At 38.2% G+C, this 19,042-nt stretch carries 15 protein-coding genes; 7 read left to right on the top strand and 8 right to left on the bottom strand.

What is annotated here, in order from left to right; all coding sequences use genetic code 11:
* Positions 1–8: 8 nt before the first annotated feature.
* The 3 genes from F959_RS14335 to mqo form a co-directional block, all read right to left on the bottom strand.
* Positions 9–464 (bottom strand): hypothetical protein, encoded by a 456-nt coding sequence (locus F959_RS14335; protein ID WP_004881360.1) that lies wholly within the window; start codon positions 462–464, stop codon positions 9–11.
* Positions 465–501: 37 nt separating this feature from the next.
* Positions 502–1,743, bottom strand: a complete 1,242-nt coding sequence (locus tag F959_RS14330; protein WP_004881359.1) for an MFS transporter — start codon at positions 1,741–1,743, stop codon at positions 502–504.
* A gap of 79 nt (positions 1,744–1,822) precedes the next feature.
* Positions 1,823–3,463 carry a malate dehydrogenase (quinone) gene (mqo, locus tag F959_RS14325; protein WP_004881358.1) on the bottom strand — a complete coding sequence of 547 codons (1,641 nt, stop codon included), beginning with the start codon at positions 3,461–3,463 and terminating at the stop codon, positions 1,823–1,825.
* A 1,036-nt stretch (positions 3,464–4,499) separates the two neighbouring features.
* On the opposite strand from mqo, the gene F959_RS14320 reads away from it, so the two are divergent.
* The 3 genes from F959_RS14320 (at position 4,500) to F959_RS14310 (ending at position 7,886) form a co-directional block, all read left to right on the top strand.
* Positions 4,500–5,075, top strand: coding sequence for a TetR/AcrR family transcriptional regulator (locus tag F959_RS14320; RefSeq protein ID WP_004881356.1), 576 nt, complete (start codon positions 4,500–4,502; stop codon positions 5,073–5,075).
* Between the two features lie 298 nt (positions 5,076–5,373).
* The gene (locus F959_RS14315) at positions 5,374–6,393 is read left to right on the top strand and encodes a nucleoid-associated protein (RefSeq protein ID WP_004881354.1); all 1,020 of its coding nucleotides are present in this window, start codon (positions 5,374–5,376) and stop codon (positions 6,391–6,393) included.
* A gap of 5 nt (positions 6,394–6,398) precedes the next feature.
* Positions 6,399–7,886, top strand: a complete 1,488-nt coding sequence (locus tag F959_RS14310) for a hypothetical protein (protein WP_004881353.1) — start codon at positions 6,399–6,401, stop codon at positions 7,884–7,886.
* 63 nt (positions 7,887–7,949) lie between these two features.
* On the opposite strand, the gene F959_RS14305 is transcribed toward F959_RS14310, so the two are convergent.
* From F959_RS14305 to F959_RS14300, 3 genes are all read right to left on the bottom strand, one after another.
* Positions 7,950–9,233 (bottom strand): ribonucleotide-diphosphate reductase subunit beta, encoded by a 1,284-nt coding sequence (locus tag F959_RS14305; RefSeq protein ID WP_004881351.1) that lies wholly within the window; start codon positions 9,231–9,233, stop codon positions 7,950–7,952.
* A 135-nt stretch (positions 9,234–9,368) separates the two neighbouring features.
* Positions 9,369–9,503 (bottom strand): preprotein translocase subunit YajC, encoded by a 135-nt coding sequence (locus F959_RS16595; RefSeq protein WP_167317666.1) that lies wholly within the window; start codon positions 9,501–9,503, stop codon positions 9,369–9,371.
* Positions 9,504–9,618: 115 nt separating this feature from the next.
* Complete coding sequence (locus F959_RS14300; RefSeq protein WP_004881344.1) at positions 9,619–12,453, bottom strand: ribonucleoside-diphosphate reductase subunit alpha; 2,835 nt, start codon at positions 12,451–12,453, stop codon at positions 9,619–9,621.
* A gap of 546 nt (positions 12,454–12,999) precedes the next feature.
* Between F959_RS14300 and bfmR the strand changes: the two genes are divergently transcribed.
* Both bfmR and bfmS read left to right on the top strand, forming a co-directional pair.
* Positions 13,000–13,716 carry a response regulator transcription factor BfmR gene (bfmR, locus tag F959_RS14295; RefSeq protein ID WP_004881343.1) on the top strand — a complete coding sequence of 239 codons (717 nt, stop codon included), beginning with the start codon at positions 13,000–13,002 and terminating at the stop codon, positions 13,714–13,716.
* Positions 13,717–13,827: 111 nt separating this feature from the next.
* Positions 13,828–15,468 (top strand): sensor histidine kinase BfmS, encoded by a 1,641-nt coding sequence (gene bfmS / locus F959_RS14290; RefSeq protein WP_007480951.1) that lies wholly within the window; start codon positions 13,828–13,830, stop codon positions 15,466–15,468.
* A 33-nt stretch (positions 15,469–15,501) separates the two neighbouring features.
* On the opposite strand, the gene F959_RS14285 is transcribed toward bfmS, so the two are convergent.
* Positions 15,502–15,858, bottom strand: a complete 357-nt coding sequence (locus F959_RS14285; RefSeq protein WP_004881341.1) for a hypothetical protein — start codon at positions 15,856–15,858, stop codon at positions 15,502–15,504.
* 92 nt (positions 15,859–15,950) lie between these two features.
* The gene (locus F959_RS14280) at positions 15,951–17,369 is read right to left on the bottom strand and encodes a GGDEF domain-containing protein (protein WP_004881339.1); all 1,419 of its coding nucleotides are present in this window, start codon (positions 17,367–17,369) and stop codon (positions 15,951–15,953) included.
* A gap of 396 nt (positions 17,370–17,765) precedes the next feature.
* Here F959_RS14280 and F959_RS14275 point away from each other — a divergent pair, with 396 nt between their 5' ends.
* Together F959_RS14275 and F959_RS14270 are read left to right on the top strand one after the other, a co-directional pair.
* A complete protein-coding gene (locus F959_RS14275; RefSeq protein WP_004881337.1) occupies positions 17,766–18,317 on the top strand; it encodes an NADH-quinone oxidoreductase subunit A in 552 nt (183 codons plus the stop codon).
* Between the two features lie 6 nt (positions 18,318–18,323).
* Positions 18,324–19,001 (top strand): NuoB/complex I 20 kDa subunit family protein, encoded by a 678-nt coding sequence (locus F959_RS14270; RefSeq protein WP_004881335.1) that lies wholly within the window; start codon positions 18,324–18,326, stop codon positions 18,999–19,001.
* Positions 19,002–19,042: the final 41 nt, after the last annotated feature.

Genomic DNA, 19,042 nt, shown 5'->3' with positions numbered 1-19,042 from the left:
GCTTATGATTACAAAGCGCCGTATTGCTGCCACGTTTCACCTGTCTCATAATGTGAATAATGGTTTTTTAATTCATGTAACGATTGAGTTTGATAAAGCGCAAAGATGATCATAATTAAAAACAGGCTAATTAACTTAATCAAACGCTTATGTTTATAATTTCCTGAATACAAATAAAAAATACAATAAAAAGCCAAGATTAAATAAGTACAAAACAGTGAGTTAAAGATCAAATAAATCAGTAGTGCTGCGGTTAAAATGAAAGCAGTTCGATTTTTTAAAATATTAGGCCGTAAGCTCAACACTGTCAGCGCCAATAGACCAAACGCAGTCCAAAACAAATAGCCATTGCCACCGATAATGACGATATAGGTTGCCTGTGCCCACAATAAGATGAGCCATACAAAGACGGAAAAAATAATAAATTTAGACGAGCCTGAAGAAGCGGGCAAAGTGTGTTTCATATTGAATTAAATTTTAAAATAGCCAATAAGGTGAAATTTAAAAACGAAAATTAAATAAAGCTTTGGTTTTGCTTTTCACGAGAAAAACACAGACCAAAGAAAGTGAGCCACCAATTAACATCGCAGGAATCACGCTAAAAAGACGTGCCATCACGCTCGACTGAACAGCACCCAGCTCGTTGCTAGAGGTGACGAAGATACCGTTAATGGCAGCTACACGACCAAGCATGTCTTTGGGTGGGATAAGTTGCAGTATCGTTTGACGAATGACAATGTTGATGCTGTCACAAGCTCCCATAATAATGAGAACTACAGCAGAAAAATAGAGGTGTCTAGTAACAGCAAATAACAGCGTACATAAAGAGAAGCCCGTAATTGCAATTAGCATAGTACGCCAAGGCTGATACTGAGGAGGGAATCGTACTAAAAGTGCCATCATCACCAAACTACCAACGGCAGGAGCTGCACGTAACACACCAAAACCATCTGCACCGATCTGTAAAATATCTTGAGCAAAAATAGGTAATAGGGTGATGATTCCCGCAAAAAATACGGAACTTAAATCGAGAAACATCACCCAAAAGATAATTTTTGTTTTAAAAATAAATTGTAGTGCTTCTTTCAGACTGTTAGAGATTGATTCAGTTTTGAGTTGAGGAAAGTCTCTCGGCTGCATACACCACAGGGAAATACTCCCAGCAGTAAATAAACTGCAAATCACAGCAAAGGTAATATTCAAGCTGAGATGTGCCAGTAACAATCCACCGAGTATAGGTGCAAGGATACCGCTTGCTTGCCAGCACATGCTGGTCCATGTTGCTGCATTGGTATAAAGATGTTCTGGAACGATAAAAGGTCGTAAAGAGTTAAAACAAGGGCTGTAAATCCCTCGAATACAACCAAATAAAAATAAGATTGAAAAAGTTGTAATCAATAGAACATTTGAGCTGATGTGCTGTGTATGGAATGAATCAAAGCTGAGCCAAAGTGCAAGTGATAGTGGAATCGAAAGACTAAAACTGATTTGTAGGATACGTTGGCGATTAAAACGATCAGCAATATAGCCGCCCCACAATGACAAGGCTAGAAAGGGCAGAAAATCCATTAACCCGACTAGACCAAGCATCAGTGGATTTTTGGTGATTTGATACAAATGAAATGCCACCAGAACTTCTTGGATCAGCACTGCAAAAGTGAGACAGCATTGGTTTAGCGTCAATAACCTAAAGTCGCGACTAATAAATGCCGCAAAAGCAGACTGAGCAGAAGTAGGAGACATGATCAAAAAAATTAAGCGATAAAAGAACAAAAAGGGAAGAGTCGAAACTCATCCCTTTTAAAGTTGGATTATGAAAGGTTTATTGAGCTACAGCTTCTGCTTTAGCTGCCTTGTTCGCAGACGTTAAATTTGCAGGAGTTGTATAGTTCAAACCTAAAGTAGAACTGGTGTAATGACGGATTTGATCGAGTAATGCTGGATTTGCAGAAAGATCTTGACCATAAGAACGCACGATTTCATGCAACTTCTCATTCCATTCGCCATTTGCTTTTTCTGGGAACGCTTGTTCAATCAAGTTCAACATGATGTATGGTGAAGTTGAAGCACCAGGAGAAGCACCAAGCAATGCAGTTACAGACTTATCTTGCGATGCGAAGATTTCTGTACCAAATTGCAATTTAGCTGGTTTACCTGGTTCTTTCTTGATGATTTGAACACGCTGACCACCTTGCTGTAAGTGCCAATCTTTAGGGTCTGCTTCAGGGTAGTATTTTCTTAACTCATTGAAGCGATCTTCATCAGACATCAACACTTGGCTTACGAGATACTGAACAAGATCAGCATTTTGTAGACCAATTGCAGCCATTGGTAAGACGTTGTTTTTGTTGGTAGATGCAAGCAAATCTAACTGTGAACCATGTTTAAGGAACTTGTTTGAATACGTTGCAAATGGTCCAAACAGCACATATTTTTTACCGTCGATATAACGGGTATCAATATGTGGAACCGACATTGGAGGCGCACCAAGATCAGCACGGCCATACACTTTTGCAGTATGTTTTGCTGTGATCGCTGGATTGTCAGTTACAAGGAATTCACCACCAACAGGGAAGCCTGCATATTGTTTCGCTTCAGGTAAGCCAGTCATTTGCAATAATTTAATGGCTGCACCACCTGCACCAATAAATACAAAGCGTGTTTTCACATGGTTGACTTCGCCAGACTTCAAATCTTTGAAAGCGACAGACCAAGTGTTGTCATCATTTTTGCTGATGCCAGTCACTTCAGTAGAGGTTCTAAGTTTAAAGTTTGGACTTTTCTCAAGGTGATTTACCAATTGAGTTGTGATCGCACCATAGTTCACGTCAGAACCGACATCCATACGTGTTGCTGCAATCTTCTGTTGAGGATCACGACCATCCATCACCAATGGAGCCCATTGCTTAATTTCAGATGCATCTTCGCTAATCTTCATACCAGCAAATAGAGGATCTTGAATCATGGCCGCATAGCGCTTTTCCATGAAATCTACATTGTCACCCCAAACGAACGCGATGTGTGGTACTGGGTTGATGAATGTATTTGGTGTATTTAAAACACCTTGTTTAACTTGATACGACCAGAATTGCTTGGCAATTTCGAATTGACCTGCAACTTTCACTGCTTTAGAAATGTCCATTTTACCGTCTTTTTCAGAGGTATAGTTCATTTCCATAAAGCCTGAGTGACCTGTTCCCGCATTGTTGAAACCATTTGAACTTTCTTGAGCAACTGCATCAAGACGTTCATACATGCGGATATTCCAGTCAGGTTGTAATTCGTTGAGATAAGTACCAAGTGTGGCACTCATGATACCGCCGCCGATGAGTACAACATCAACAACAGGTTCATCGCTTTTAGTTTTTATTGCCTTAGACGTAATTGGTCTAAAAAGAAAGGCAATAGCAATAACTATCAGTACTAAGAGTAGTACCAATAAGTACTTCCAAAATTTTTTCATTCAATTTACCTTAAAAATTAAATGACTCCCTATATGGATGATATAGAGAGAAGAGATTTAAATGATGAGTGAGCGCAAAGGCACATCAGAATAGGGGGTTGCCCGTGCTGATGTTAGAGAAAATAGTTTGTGAATTTTACTTTAAAATAGGCAGTGTTTTTGTTTACCAAATGTTAAAATATGTGATTTACAAGTCATTTTAAATTGTTTCTTATAGATATTATTGTTTCATATTCTAATAGTGCTTGGGTTTAAATTATTGATAATAAGGTTTTTTGTCTGTTTTATGGGCGATCTATACGAGGTATATAGTAGTTTTTACAGAAAGGCTGGAGAAACAATGAATTTATCCATCTACATAAATAATCGATTTATATATACATGAAAAATTACATGATTAAAAATAGGATTTGAATCATGTTTAATGTCATTAGTTGAGAGTTTGAAAAAATTAAATCTCGTTGATTTAGCGTTTCAAAAAATATTTTTATATAATCATTTTGGAAAAATAATAATAAATTTCAGACCTTAGCATTTACCCAAGATTGACACTCATAAACTCTGAGATTATTCTTTGAGTGCTGGCCTACATCGCCAGTCGGTTTTAGCAGACCGTTTTCGACTACATCAGAATTATTCCCTCTGAGGGATGGTTTTGCATGTAAACTTCTCGTCCCCTCCCGTAGCGGTAGGACGGGAGAGGGACACCTTCGGGTGTGCTGGGGTCGAACCAGTCTGCTAACCCTCTTTCGTCCTGCCACCATAATTTTAAATGCAATGGCAGAGTTCCGAATCGTTTAGGAGTTGGCCATGTATTTTATTCTCACACTTCCTGATTAGTCTTTCATTCGGTTTGATTGCTTTTGGCTTTCAAGTCTTAGTTCGTTGCGACTAAAAAACATATCGACAATAAAAATTGAGATGCGCTAAAGCCGTCTTTAAGGGCTTTTGTATGCCTTTTTTGCTCAGCATGAGAGCAAAGGCATTTTTATCTCATTCAAGTACAACAAAAAATGATGAGTAGATGGGAATTTGTATGTCAAATCGAGAATTATCACCAAGAGCATTGCAGGTTGTTCAGACTTCAATCCAGTTATTTAATAGTTATGGTTTTCATAGGGCAGGCATAGACTTTATTTTGCAGCAAACCAAAATCGCTAAAATGACCTTTTATAATAATTTTCAGTCTAAAGAGCGATTTGTTGAAATATGCATGACCTTGCAAAAAGATCGACTCAAACAAGATGTACTTGCAATGATTTATTCATGCAGACACTACACAGCAGTCGATAAACTCACAGAGATTTATCTTTTACATGCAGACCTGAATAGTCCTTACCATCTTTTGTTCAAAGCTATTTTTGAGATTGAAAAACTATATCCTCAGGCTTATCAAGCCGTGATTGAATATCGAGAATGGTTGGTTGAAGAGGTTTATCAATTGCTTTTAGTGGCTAATGTGAAAGCCTCTAAAATTGATGCAGAGATGTTCCTGTTTGTGGTAGATGGGGCGGTGGTGCAGTTGTTGGGAGGAGGTGAGGTGGATAAGGGGAAGTTGGTGGAGGGGTGGTTGGTGGAGGGGTGGTTGGTGGGGGTGATGAGGTCCATCTAAGGCGATTTTGAAATTAAATGGAGTTATCTTGAGGCTTACCCAATCATGTTTGAGTATCGGGACTGGCAGATTTAGAAGCTATCAACCACCTTTAGTTGCTAATCTGAACGATCCTAAGGTGTATGCAGAAATGTTCTTGTCTCTGGTGGAAGGCATAAAGATGACTAATAACTCAATAAACGTAGTAGTTATTATTATAGGCGACAAATTATGTCGAATAATTTTTTAAATCTCTAGACTGTTTGTTGATAATTGATATCATTGTAAAAGGTGGGTTTTTCTAAAATTTGGAAGATTTATGATTGATATTAAAAATTTTTGTATGCATACAATCGATATAGAAAATAAAATTTTTTTGAGAAAAAATTTCACCTCAGAGAAAAAAGATTTTAGTTTGTATTTGAACACATTAATTAATGAAATATTACTTAATGAGAAAGGTCGTTCTTATAGCTTTGTTAGTGATACGGAAGAGGTGTTTTCTTGTATTAATGAAATATTAAAGGGTGGTGATTGGGAAATTCTTTCTGAAAAAATTGCGAGTAAGTTGAATCGCTGCGAAATCGAAAAACAAGAAAAAGTTTCAGGTATTGCTACTTTAAAGAAAGGAAACTTGATTCAAGTCATAGGGGCAAAGGATGATAAAATTATCTGCGTTTTAACTAAAGTTGAAAATGATCCATATATTGATGAAGATAGTCTTGATTTATCCTCTGGGTTGCCGGTCAAAAAAAACAGAGTCCAAAAATCTTGCTACATTGAGTTTGATAAAAAAACTTCATTTATGGAAATGATTTTATCTGATAGCCTTCCTAAAATTTCAGAGTATTGGTGGTCTTCTTTTTTAGCCTCTATACCAGTTATAGAATCTTTAGAAAATACTAAGAAAGCTTATTTAGCAATTGATGATCTTTTAAAAAGAAAGATTAAAAGTAAATCTGATACAGATTATTGGTATCTTAGGAATGACATAAACTCTTACTTTTCAAATAAAGAGGCCTTTCTTTTTAATGAAGTTGTTGAAATATTTGAGTCTTATAAAGCTGATAATGAAGATGTAAAAGAGTTCTTGCCAGTATTTATTGAAGAGTTAAAAAAATTACCTAGAACAAAAAAGTTTGATACTCAGTTTGATTTAGATACAAAAGATATTTCTGCACGGCTCAAACGTAAGATAGTTTTGGATCCGAATATTGAGTTGCGCATTACTGGGGGGATTGCTGATATTAAAGAGAAAATTATTCCAGATAAGGATGAAAAAGGGGTGTTCATCAAAATATACTCTAAAGAAGGATATAATGCCTTCAAGAATGAGTAAGTAAAATGACTATTATTGTTAAGGCAGTTTCTGATAGCTTCGGTAATCTCGAAGAGTTAGGCGTGTCTGAAAACTTTGTTAAATATAGTTGTACCTTGAAAGTTAATGGCTCATCTTTTGATGGTGAGTCATTTAAAGCTAGGATTGCTAAGGTTCATTCAGTTTTGTATAAGGAGTTTCAACAAAAATTCGAATACGCTCGTTTAATTTGTCGAATTGGTTTGAGTAATCCAATATCAATTTCATTAACTGACCCAGCTTTATCAGAAGAAAATTTATCTGATATTAAAGATAGCTTTTTTAGTTTTGATAATGAAAGTGATCATATTGAACTAGATTTTGATATAACGAAAGAAAAATATAAAGTTAATTATATTTTATCTCTTAAAAAGTTTTTTGATTATTTGTATGGACTTTCTTTTGAAGAGTCTTTGGTCCAGTGGAGTTTTTTAAGTTATTATAATTCTATTTCTTTCTTTTTTTGGGATGATTGTATTAATTTTTCATCTAGTACAATTAATTTTTATAATGTGAATGAAAGTTTTTTAGCGAGAAATATAGATTTTGATAGGGAGAAATATATAACTTTAAGAGATAAGACCTCCTACTTTAAAAATAATAAGTCAATTACGTTAATTCCAGTAGATTTTTCATTTGGAAAGCAGGTTCCAGTTGAGTTTGGGGAATATTTTAATAAGTTGAAGATAGCTTTGTTGTCCATTTTTTTAGCAGATAGTTCTGAAATAAATGGTAATATTTTAAGTTATCGCTTAAAAGGTTATAAACTTATCTCTGATAAAGTTGATGTAAATCATATAGATCTTAAATCAATAGATGAACTGTATAATATATTTATGTGGTCATATAATGATGGTAACTTTATTGATAAAATTGGCTTGGCTAGAAATATTGTTACTATTCATACAAATGAAAAATCTATATTTAGTGTGGAAGAGGGAACATTAAACTCCTTGTCTTCAGGGTATGATATTTACCTAAAAGATAATGTAAAACAATATATTGATATAAAAAATAAATTATCAGAATTCATTGTTGCACAGTCTGACAAGTCTATAGAAATTACAAAGAATATGTATGCTGGTCTGAAACTAACTTTATGGACCTTGATTACTTTTTTTATGGTGAATTTTATTTCTAAAATATTTAAGTTAGATAGTGGTTCAATTGTTTTTTCTAATCAAGCTCTTGCTATTTCAATTGTTTTTATCATTATTTCTTTTATATATTTGGTGATTTCTTGGTTGGAGGTTGATTCAGATATAAAAAATATGAAGGAACGATTTGATTTGGTGGAGGGGCGATATAAGGATTTGTTGGATATTAAGGACTTGGAGAAAGCTTTGAAAAAAGATCAAGTTTTTGATCAACAATCTAATTGGATTAAGGATAAAAGAAAGGTATATACAATTGCTTGGAGTATAATAAATTTGGTACTTATTATCTCTGCTTGGTTGTTCTGGTATTACTTTTAAGTAAAGCTAGGTCATAAAAAAACCGCCATTTACGGCGGTTTTTTTATGAGCAGATAATCCAACTTACCAGCTTAACGCACCACCAGTTTGGTAGTCAGTTACACGCGTCTCGAAGAAATTCTTCTCTTTACGCAAGTCCATCATCTCAGACATCCATGCAAATGGGTTTGTTACCCCAGCAAATTGCTCTGGTAAACCAAGCTGAGACAAACGACGGTTACAGATGAACTTCAAGTATTCTTCCATCATGCTTGCATTCATGCCCAATACACCACGTGGCATCGTGTCACGAGCATATTCGATCTCAAGCATTGTACCTTCAAGAATCATTTGAATCACTTCTTGTTGGAAAGTTGCTGTCCACAAGTGAGGGTTTTCGATCTTGATCTGGTTGATCATATCGATACCAAAGTTCAAGTGCATTGATTCATCACGTAAGATGTATTGGAATTGCTCAGCAACACCATTCATCTTGTTACGGCGACCCATACTCAAGATTTGAGTAAAACCACAGTAGAAGAAGATCCCTTCAAGTACACAATAGAACGCGATCAAGTTACGAAGTAAAATTTGATCGTTCTCAGGCGTGCCTGTATGGAAAGTTGGATCACTCAAAGACTGTGTATATTTCAAGCCCCAAGCTGCTTTACGCGCAACAGATGGAACTTCACGATACATGTTGAAGACTTCGCCTTCGTCCATACCTAAAGATTCGATACAGTATTGGTAAGCATGTGTGTGAATTGCTTCTTCAAATGCTTGACGCAAGATGTACTGACGACATTCAGGATTCGTAATATGACGGTAAATCGCCAATACCAAGTTGTTTGCAACTAACGAGTCCGCAGTCGAGAAGAAACCTAAAGAACGCATGATGATTGTACGCTCATCTTCGGTTAAGCCATTTTCAGACTTCCAAAGCGCGATATCGTGGTTCATGTTGACTTCTTGTGGCATCCAGTGGTTTGCACATCCGTCTAGGTATTTCTGCCAAGCCCACTCGTATTTAAATGGAACAAGTTGGTTCAAGTCCGCACGACAGTTGATCATTGCTTTATCATCAACTTGAACGCGCTGTGCGCCCATTTCGAGTTCTTCTAAACCAGGTGCAACATCTAAATGTTCTAAGGCTTCAGATGCTCGAGCCAACGAATTGGTTGGATTTGTTGATCGCACGGAATCGGTTCCAGCGGGTTGTGCAGCTGCCACACGCGGCGATGATGGCTCTGCATCAGATACCACCTGCGTATTAACCGTTTTTTGCGAGTCGAGGGACGTAGACTTGTGTTCAGGTGTAGTCGGTTTTTGCGAATCATCTTCAAAATCGTCCCAACTTAGGATAGACATTTTTCGTTCTCTCTTCGTTGTGTATAGCCGTTAGACATCACTAAACAACGATGTCTTAAAATATACGCTTATTTTGTGTAAGCAAAATTAAGTTTTATTGATATTTATTTCAAAGGCGAATTCACGCCAACATCCCTAAGACTTATTTTGCTTACGCTGTTGTTTACGAATGGCTAAAAATGCATAGACCATCGGTACATAAAAGAAAATAAAAGCAAAGATTAAAACCGCAAGTCCCAACATATAGTTATGGCTGATATGCAACATAATCTTTGCCTCTACTTCAATATTTTAACGCTCTCAAATTTCCTTTAAACAAAGCGGATTTTTATTTCCGCATTTGCTTCGAGGAATTCCCCTCCGTTGAGGAGGGGTTAAGCGAGTCTTACTGACAAGCTTCACAATCTGGATTGTCGATTGAACATGCCATTGGTACTGGAGCAGCAGTGGTAAAACCATCTTCTTCAGCTTGAACTTCTGGTTTTTTGTCTTCAACTGCTTGAGCTGCAACCACAGGTGCTTCAACAGATGCTGGTTTAACAGCATTTAATGCACCTGTATTGATTGTTGATTTCTCAGCAGATGTTGCACCCAAAGCTCGGAGGTAGTAAGTCGTTTTAAGACCACGTAACCATGCCATCTTATACGTGATGTCAAGTTTCTTACCATTTGCACCAGCGATGTAAAGGTTAAGCGACTGTGCTTGGTCGATCCACTTCTGACGACGTGAAGCAGCATCTACGATCCAACGCGTATCCACTTCAAACGCAGTTGCAAAGATTGCTTTTAATTCTTCAGGAATACGCGCGATCTTTTGTACTGAGCCTTCGAAGTGTTTTAGGTCATTCACCATCACTGTGTCCCAAAGACCACGTTCTTTTAATGCACGAACAAGGTAAGGATTGATCACAGTGAACTCACCAGAAAGGTTCGATTTCACATATAAGTTTTGGAATGTTGGCTCAATAGATTGAGACACACCACAAATGTTTGAAATAGTTGCTGTAGGTGCAATTGCCATCACATTTGAGTTACGCATACCATCTTTTTGAACTTTAGAACGTAAGCTGTCCCAGTCCAAACGTTGTGTACGGTCAACTTCAAACATGCGCTCTGGACGAGATTTTGCAACAAGCTCTAAAGAGTCGATTGGAAGAATCCCTTGATCCCACAATGAACCTTTGAATGTTGAATAAGAACCACGTTCGATCGCAAGGTTGCTTGAAGTTTCGATTGCGTAATAGCTAATCACTTCCATCGATTCGTCAGCGAAATCAACAGCTGCATCTGAACCATAAGCGATGCCCATTTCATAAAGTGCATCTTGGAAGCCCATGATACCCATACCCACTGGGCGGTGTTTCATGTTTGAGTTTTTCGCTTGTGGTACAGCATAGTAGTTAATGTCGATGACGTTATCGAGCATACGTACTGCTGTTTTAATCGTGCGAGCTAATTTCTCACGATCTAACACACCACCTTGAACGTGTTGTACAAGGTTGATCGAACCTAAGTTACATACCGCGATTTCATCTTGGTTTGTATTTAAAGTGATTTCTGTACACAAGTTCGATGAGTGAACTACACCAACGTGTTGTTGTGGTGAACGCAAGTTACATACGTCTTTGAATGTGATCCATGGATGACCTGTTTCAAACAACATTGAAAGCATTTTGCGCCATAAATCTTTTGCACGTACTTTCTTGTGTAGCATGTTTTGTTCTTTTGCTACCGCTTCATAGTGTGCATAGCGCTCAGCAAACTCAGCACCAGTTAGATCGTGAAGATCAGGTACTTCTGAAGGTGTGAATAGTGTCCACTCAGCATCTTCAAACACACGTTGCATGAATAAATCTGGAACCCAGTTTGCAGTATTCATATCGTGTGTACGACGACGGTCATCACCCGTGTTTTTACGTAGCTCTAGGAATTCTTCAACGTCTAAGTGCCAAGTTTCTAAGTATGCACATACTGCACCTTTACGCTTACCACCTTGGTTTACCGCAACAGCAGTATCATTGGCAACTTTAAGGAATGGAACAACACCTTGAGACTTGCCGTTTGTGCCTTTGATATAAGAGTTCAACGCACGAACAGGTGTCCAGTCATTTCCTAAACCACCTGCCCATTTTGATAGCATAGCGTTATCACGCATTGCACCATAAATGTCGTACAGGTCATCACCAATTGTTGTTAAGTAACAGCTTGATAATTGTGGGCGTAATGTACCTGAGTTAAACAGGGTAGGCGTAGAAGCCATATAGTCGAAGCTAGACAATAAGTCATAGAATTCGATTGCACGGTCTTCTTTATTTTCTTCATTGAGCGCAAGACCCATTGAGACACGCATAAAGAATAATTGTGGTAACTCAAAACGCACGCCATTTGAATGGATGAAGTAACGATCAAATAAAGTTTGTAGACCTAAATAGGTAAACTGGTTTGAGCGTTCTGGTTTGATCGCAGCAGCTAATTTAGCAAGGTCGAAATTCAGCAAATCTTCTGAAAGTAAATCCAGCTCGATACCTTTCTTTAAGAAAGTTTCTAAAGCATTGCCTTCAAGTGTATCTGAAGGTAGACCCAAGAATTCAAGACCTGTGCTCACCAATTCATTTGATAATAAACGTGCAGTCACATAAGTATAGTTTGGCTCTTGTTCGATACGCGTACGGGTCGCCATCATCATGGTCGTCGCGATATCGCTTTCTTTTACGCCGTTATATAAGTTTTTAACGGTCTCATCAACGATCGCTTGAACATCAATCCCTTCCAAACCTTCACTTGCAGTCTGGATGGTTGCAGTCAACGCATCAAGATCTAATGGCTGGAGCTGGCCATTGCTGTCAGTGATTTGTAATGTTGGATGGTGGTTTGCGCCTGCTTGCTGACGAGCAGATGCACGTTGTTCACGATAAATGACGTATGCACGAGCAACTTTTTGTTCGCCAGTACGCATCAGCGCTAACTCAACTTGATCTTGAATTTCTTCAATATGAATCGTACCGCCAGAAGGTAAACGGCGGTTGAAAGTGTTCATAACCATCTCTGTGAGTTGAGAGATACGGTCATGGATACGACTAGAGTCAGTACCTTGTTGACCTTCAACGGCTAAAAATGCTTTCCCAATCGCAACAGAAATTTTCTCGGCATTAAATGTCGCAATCTCACCGGTGCGCTTAATGACCTGAAGTTGGCCAGGAGTAGAAGTGATGATGCTCATGTCAGCATAGCTCCATTATCATCTATTTTTATGTTCATGGACCGTTTGAATCGAGCAAAAAGTATGCCACGATGTTTGAGGGATAAACACAATACTTAGTGGTTAAAGTTTATTTTCAACACAAGATACGGGATTTTTGGCAGCAGATCAATCCTTGACATTTTGGTAAAGTTTTTTTCATGTCTTAACTGCTGAATTCACAGGCACATAGCATATCAAAGCAGTTAAAAAAGGCTTATAGATAACTCTGTGGATAACTCAAAAAACAAACACTTAAATTATTTTTGGATAGATAAGAAACAAATTGTTTAATACTGGTACAAAATCTATACTCAATATTCATCCTATTTAAAAGTAGCTGTAAAAATAGAAAAATATATTAAAATTCATAATTTTAATAAAAATATAACAAAACTATGTAGGCGTGTATCAGTTTGGTGAACGCCTACTTGTTTACAATGTAAACGTGTGTATATTGCAAATCATAAACCAATGTATCTGTCAGATTTTTATAGATAGATTCTCTCCAATTGTAGGGGCAAACAAATGAGCCAAGAAGAAAAGTTACCGAAGATTTTGATCGTTGAAGATGACGAACGTTTAGCGCGCTTAACACAAGAGTATTTGATCCGTAACGGTTTAGAAGTTGGGGTTGAAACTGATGGTAATCGTGCCATTCGTCGCATTATTAGTGAGCAACCAGATTTAGTGGTGCTAGACGTGATGTTACCGGGTGCAGATGGTTTAACCGTTTGTCGAGAAGTTCGTCCACATTATCACCAACCGATCTTGATGCTTACTGCACGTACTGAAGATATGGATCAGGTACTTGGTTTAGAAATGGGCGCAGATGACTATGTTGCCAAGCCTGTTCAACCGCGTGTATTACTCGCGCGTATCCGTGCATTATTGCGTCGTACAGACAAAACTGTAGAAGATGAAGTTGCACAGCGTATTGAGTTTGACGATCTTGTCATTGATAACGGTGGTCGCTCAGTAACGTTAAATGGCGATTTAGTCGACTTCACAAGTGCTGAATATGACTTATTATGGTTATTAGCTTCAAACGCTGGTCGTATTTTATCTCGTGAAGATATCTTTGAACGTTTACGCGGTATTGAATACGATGGTCAAGATCGTTCAATCGATGTTCGTATTTCTCGTATTCGTCCAAAAATTGGTGATGACCCAGAAAATCCAAAGCGTATTAAAACAGTGCGTAGTAAAGGTTATTTATTCGTTAAAGAAACCAACGGGATGTAAATCTCATTCTTCAGAGCTTTAATCACGCCGTACTTTTCAAAGAAAAGCTTACCTCCCTTGATCAGTGGGAGGTGAGGGGTGATTCAAAATTGGCTTGGAACTATTTACCTTATGGTGAGTCGAGTACTTAAAAACAGCATATTCTTGCGTATTTATGCTGGGTTGGTTGTATTGGTTGTTGTGGTTGCCGCATTTTGTTATTTGTTGGTGCAAATCATTAACTACCAAAGAGCGCAAGAATATCGCGAGTCTCTTACAGATGGTATTTCGTATGTCATCAGTGAGGGGGTATCTCGTCAGCCAGAAAAACAACAAAAATTAGATTGGATCTCAGATGCTTCTGATTTGTTGGAATTGCCGATCTATTATGTTGGTGCTGAGCGCGTAGAACTTTCTCGTACGGAGAAGAAACGAATTGCTGAGCAAAAATCGGTGGTTCGCTACGATGCAAATAATGGTATTGGTTATATCATTATTGGATTAAAAGATGATCCAGAGCATTTTATTTATATCAAAGTAGATAAGATCGGTGAGCGTCAAATGAAGGCGCTGCCAATTTTTGTGCTGGATTATTTGATTTTTTATCCGGGACAAGAACGAGAATATTTAGCCAAAATCAAAAAGCATTTCTACTATCCAATTGAAATTGCAAATATTCGAGATATCAATTTAGATTCAGAGCAAATTGGTCGTCTGCGTCAAGATCAGAGTGTGCTTCTATATAAAGATAGTGCAACTGTGCGTGGTACGACGATCTCGATTGTTTCACCAATGCCAAATCATCCTGCCCAAGTGCTGATACTCGGCCCAGTTCCAATGTTTAATTGGATGCCGTTCCAACTTTCAGCTGGTATTACCTTATTTAGCTTGTTCTTATTGAGTCTTGGTGTATATGGTTTGATTTTGCCGCTTGAACGTAAGATTCGTCAGGTGCGTTATGCCTTGAATAAAATGAAGTCTGGAGATCTTTCATTGCGTGTGCCTATTGAAGGTACGGATGAAATGGCAAACTTGGCGTCAAGTTATAACAACATGTCAGATCATATCCAGCGTTTGATCGAAGCACAGCGAGAATTAATGCGTGCGGTATCGCATGAGTTAAGGACGCCTGTTGCCCGTATTCGTTTTGGTATGGAAATGTTGGCTGAAGAAGATGACTATAGTTATCGTATTCAACAAGTCGATATGATTGATAAAGATATCGAAGCTTTGAATACTTTGATTGATGAAATCATGACCTATGCCAAGCTAGAGCAGGGGACACCATCACTCGATATTGAAGATATTGTCTTGGTGGAAGTGCTGGATCAAGTTGCAATGGAAACGGAAGCATTGAAAACTCAAAAAGAAATCGAGTTGATTGCACCGCCATTATCATTGCGAGTTGATGCTGAGCGACGTTATCTACATCGTGTTGTGCAGAATCTTGTTGGAAATGCAGTGCGCTATTGTGACAATAAAGTTCGCATCAGCGGTGGTATTCGTGCTGATGGCAAGGCTTATGTATGTGTTGAAGATGATGGCCCAGGGATTCCTGAGCAAGAGCGAGCGCGGATCTTTGAAGCCTTTGCACGTTTAGATGATAGCCGAACCCGTGCTTCTGGCGGTTATGGACTAGGTCTGTCAATTGTAAGTCGAATTGCATATTGGTTTGGTGGCGAGATACAAGTTGATCAAAGTCCTAACCTCGGTGGTGCTCGATTTATCATGACATGGCCAGCAAAACGTTATAAACAGCATGTGAAAAAATAAAACCCCAATATTGGGGTTTTGATCAAAAGCTTACTATTCTTGCACCGAAGAGTCTGGTTCTATCAATGGATGGCCAGACTTTAAGTTTTTTAGCGCATCTGCATTAAAGTCAATGAGCAAAGCATTGTTCTTAATATCAATTTTATATTTTTCAATAAGTGCTGTGTCACCATTCAGGGTTTCTACTTTATACGCATCAGCAATATTCAGAATACCTTCAAGATTTGTCGTTGTCGCAGCAAAATCCTCTCTAAAAACTTCGTATATATCTCTTAAGTCGAAAATCGCATTGTCAGCATCAGGATGTTTTCGGATATAACTTTCAACGTGACGCATCAAGAGCTGTGAAAAAAAGAAATAATCTGAGTCATGTGTGTATTCTAGATGCATATTTTTCTCCTTGTTTGCTTCTTTTAGAATACTCATCTATTCGGTCAGCAGTGTATAAAGTTAATTAAACTATGTAGCTGAATTGCAACATATTATGTCGAAAATACCACTTGGTTACGACCTTGTCGTTTTGCTTGATAAAGTGCATCGTCTGCTTGCTTAAATAATTGCTCAATCGAATGTTGATTTTCAGGTGTGCAAATGCAAATTCCGATACTGAGTTGAATAGAAAACTGTTGTTTTTTGTCGAGTTGAATAGGGGTGTTACTGACTTGTTGACGAATACGCTCAGCACATTGATAGACCACATCAGGATTTGTGTCGGCGATAAATATTGCAAACTCTTCACCGCCCAATCTTCCCAGTAAATCATTTGGAGCTAACAGTGCTTGAATGTTTTGCACACAACTTTGTAGTGCGAGATCTCCCGCTTGATGCCCATAGTTGTCATTTACCTGTTTGAAGTGATCAATATCTAGCATTAGAAAAGCAGTGGTTTGTGATGCATTGGATGCTTGGTGCTGTAAGAGTTGTACAGACTGTAGAAACTGGCGACGCGTTAAGCTTGACGTTAACTCATCATGGGCAATGGTATGTTGTAGCTCTTGAATCAATTTGCTTCGAACCATGTTGATGCTGGAGACGGTCAAAGGAGCGATCGTCATCATAATTAATCCAAGGCGAATGGAAATCGTATTGTTGAGATATTGTTCTGGATAAAGTAATAAATAGTTTTGAGAAACATGGTAAATCACAAAAGCGCAGCTTATCGAAGTGATAATAGCAACTGAAAAATGACGATAGCGAAGTGCACACCAAATCAGTGCAGCGATTGGGTAAAGAAGTGAGCCGGGGCCATTGTCATAATAACCTACAGCAATAGAAAAAATAACGGCAAATAGGGGGAGGCTTTCTTGAACAGTTTGTGTTTTAAACTCAATAAGTTGTTGCTTGAATTCTGAAAAACGTGGCGCACTGATGATTGCGGGTAAAAGCAATAGTGCGTTTTGAATTTCAGCGGTAAACCAATAACCAAAATCTATCCAAAATGAACCTAAAGAAAATTGAGTATTCATATATGGAAGTGTACTTGCCGCAAACAACGAACTTGCTAAACCACCAATACAGCAAAAGCTAAATAAGGTTAAATAAAAGTAGCCTTGGTGCGTCGAGCGAATATAGGAATTAAACTTTATATAAAGTATTAATGTGGTGATGACATAAACTAAATTGGCCGAGTTTAAGCATAGGTTTAGTAAAAAGGGTGTACCTTGTAATGCATCAGCTAAAAGATAACCAACAGCAGCACCGATAAAACTAATTGGATGGCGGGTTTGTGGAAATCGAATTAATAACCCAAGAAATACAGAGTTTGCTGGCCAGAAGGAGGCAAGAAAAGTGAGATGACGTGTGGCGATCCCAAGCAGACAACAAAGTAGAATGACCCCAGTAAAGAGTGTAAATAGTTGGAAAAATGACTGTGGTTTTAACGCTAGGTTCGCTCGTGACATCCTGACGTATTTCTATAGGGGGATAAGGTTGGCTATTATATAAATTTTGTTCAAAATTTCATCATAAATTTATATTAATGCAGTGATTTAGTTCATCGCGCAAGAATTTTGAACATTGGCTATAAAATAAGAATGTTTTTAATGCATGAATAAAGAAAAAAATGATCAATATTGTGCATTTGATTTGATTATTCGATTTTTGGGGGCGAATTAACAGTGATCTTGGATATATCCACAAATTTATGGACAAAATCATCCGAAAGACTAAAGCGCTTCAACTAGCATGAGAAATTAGAAATCAGGTACAATTGGCGGGATTAATTTTGTGTTTGGTGTATTTGAAGGCCAATACATACATTCTTTGTTAAAAATAGGCCTGCCAGGAGTTATCCCCGCATGAGTGCCATTACTCCATACGATTGGGCAATTATTGCCTTCGTGATCGGCGTTACATTTCTTTGCGTTTTTATGCTCACTGTTCCCTTACTCCTAGGGGGTAAAGCATGGGGACGTGCAAAGCAAGAGCAGTTTGAATCAGGTGTAGTTAGTGCGGGCGGTGCTCGTATCCGCTTGTCAGCCAAATTCTATTTAGTTGCAATTTTCTTTGTGGTTTTCGATTTAGAAGCCCTCTATCTCTATGCTTGGGCAACTTCAGTACGTGAAGTTGGTTGGGTTGGTTTTGCAACTGCTGCAGTCTTTATTCTCGTTTTATTAATTGGTCTGATTTATGAACTTTCAACTGGCGCGCTGAACTGGGCACCTTCTGATCGTCGTAAAGCGGCAGGTATTAAAACGAATATCGGTTCGCCAAATATGAATATTGCTGATATTACTCGATTCAATAACATTGAAGAGTTGGTTGTCGATCCTACTGGTCATATTCCAGCACAGTCTTCTGGTCGTGTTAAATCTAAAACACCGACTACATCATCATCTGAACAGGAGTAAGTCGGGATGAAATATACTTTAACCCGTGCGAATCCGGATGCCGATCAATATCCATTACAAGATCGTCAAATCGTAACTGATCCTCTTGAGGAAGAAGTTAATAAAAGCGTGATGATGACACGTCTTGAAGATGTGTTGCATACAGCAGTGAACTGGGGGCGTAAAAACTCTTTGTGGCCATTTAACTTTGGTACATCTTGCTGCTACGTTGAGTATGCAACGACATTAACAGGCGTACATGACTTGTCACGTTTCGGTGCTGAGGTTATTCGTGCTTCACCACGACAAGCGGATTTGATGATCGTTGCAGGAACCTGCTTTGTCAAAATGGCACCTGTAATTCAACGTTTGTATGAACAAATGCTTGAGCCTAAATGGGTGATTTCAATGGGTGCTTGTGCTAACTCTGGTGGTATGTACGACATCTATTCTGTGGTTCAAGGTGTAGACAAAATCATTCCTGTTGATGTGTACATCCCGGGTTGTCCACCTCGTCCAGAAGCATTAATCCAAGCATTGATGTTACTTCAAGACCAAATTCAATTAGAGCGCCGTCCACTTTCAGCCGTTATTGGTGATGATCTTCAGCCTGTGTATAAGCCAAAGATGATGCCAGAACGTGATCGTAAAAATGCTGATCGTATTGCGGTGAAAAACCTACGCTCTATGGATGAAATTAAATAATTTTAACGATGAGTTTTTGACATATTCGTGATGAATATGGT

The sequence above is a fragment of the Acinetobacter venetianus RAG-1 = CIP 110063 genome (genome assembly GCF_000368585.1).
GTDB classification, from domain to species: domain Bacteria; phylum Pseudomonadota; class Gammaproteobacteria; order Pseudomonadales; family Moraxellaceae; genus Acinetobacter; species Acinetobacter venetianus.
This window is presented reverse-complemented; position numbering and strand designations above follow the sequence as displayed.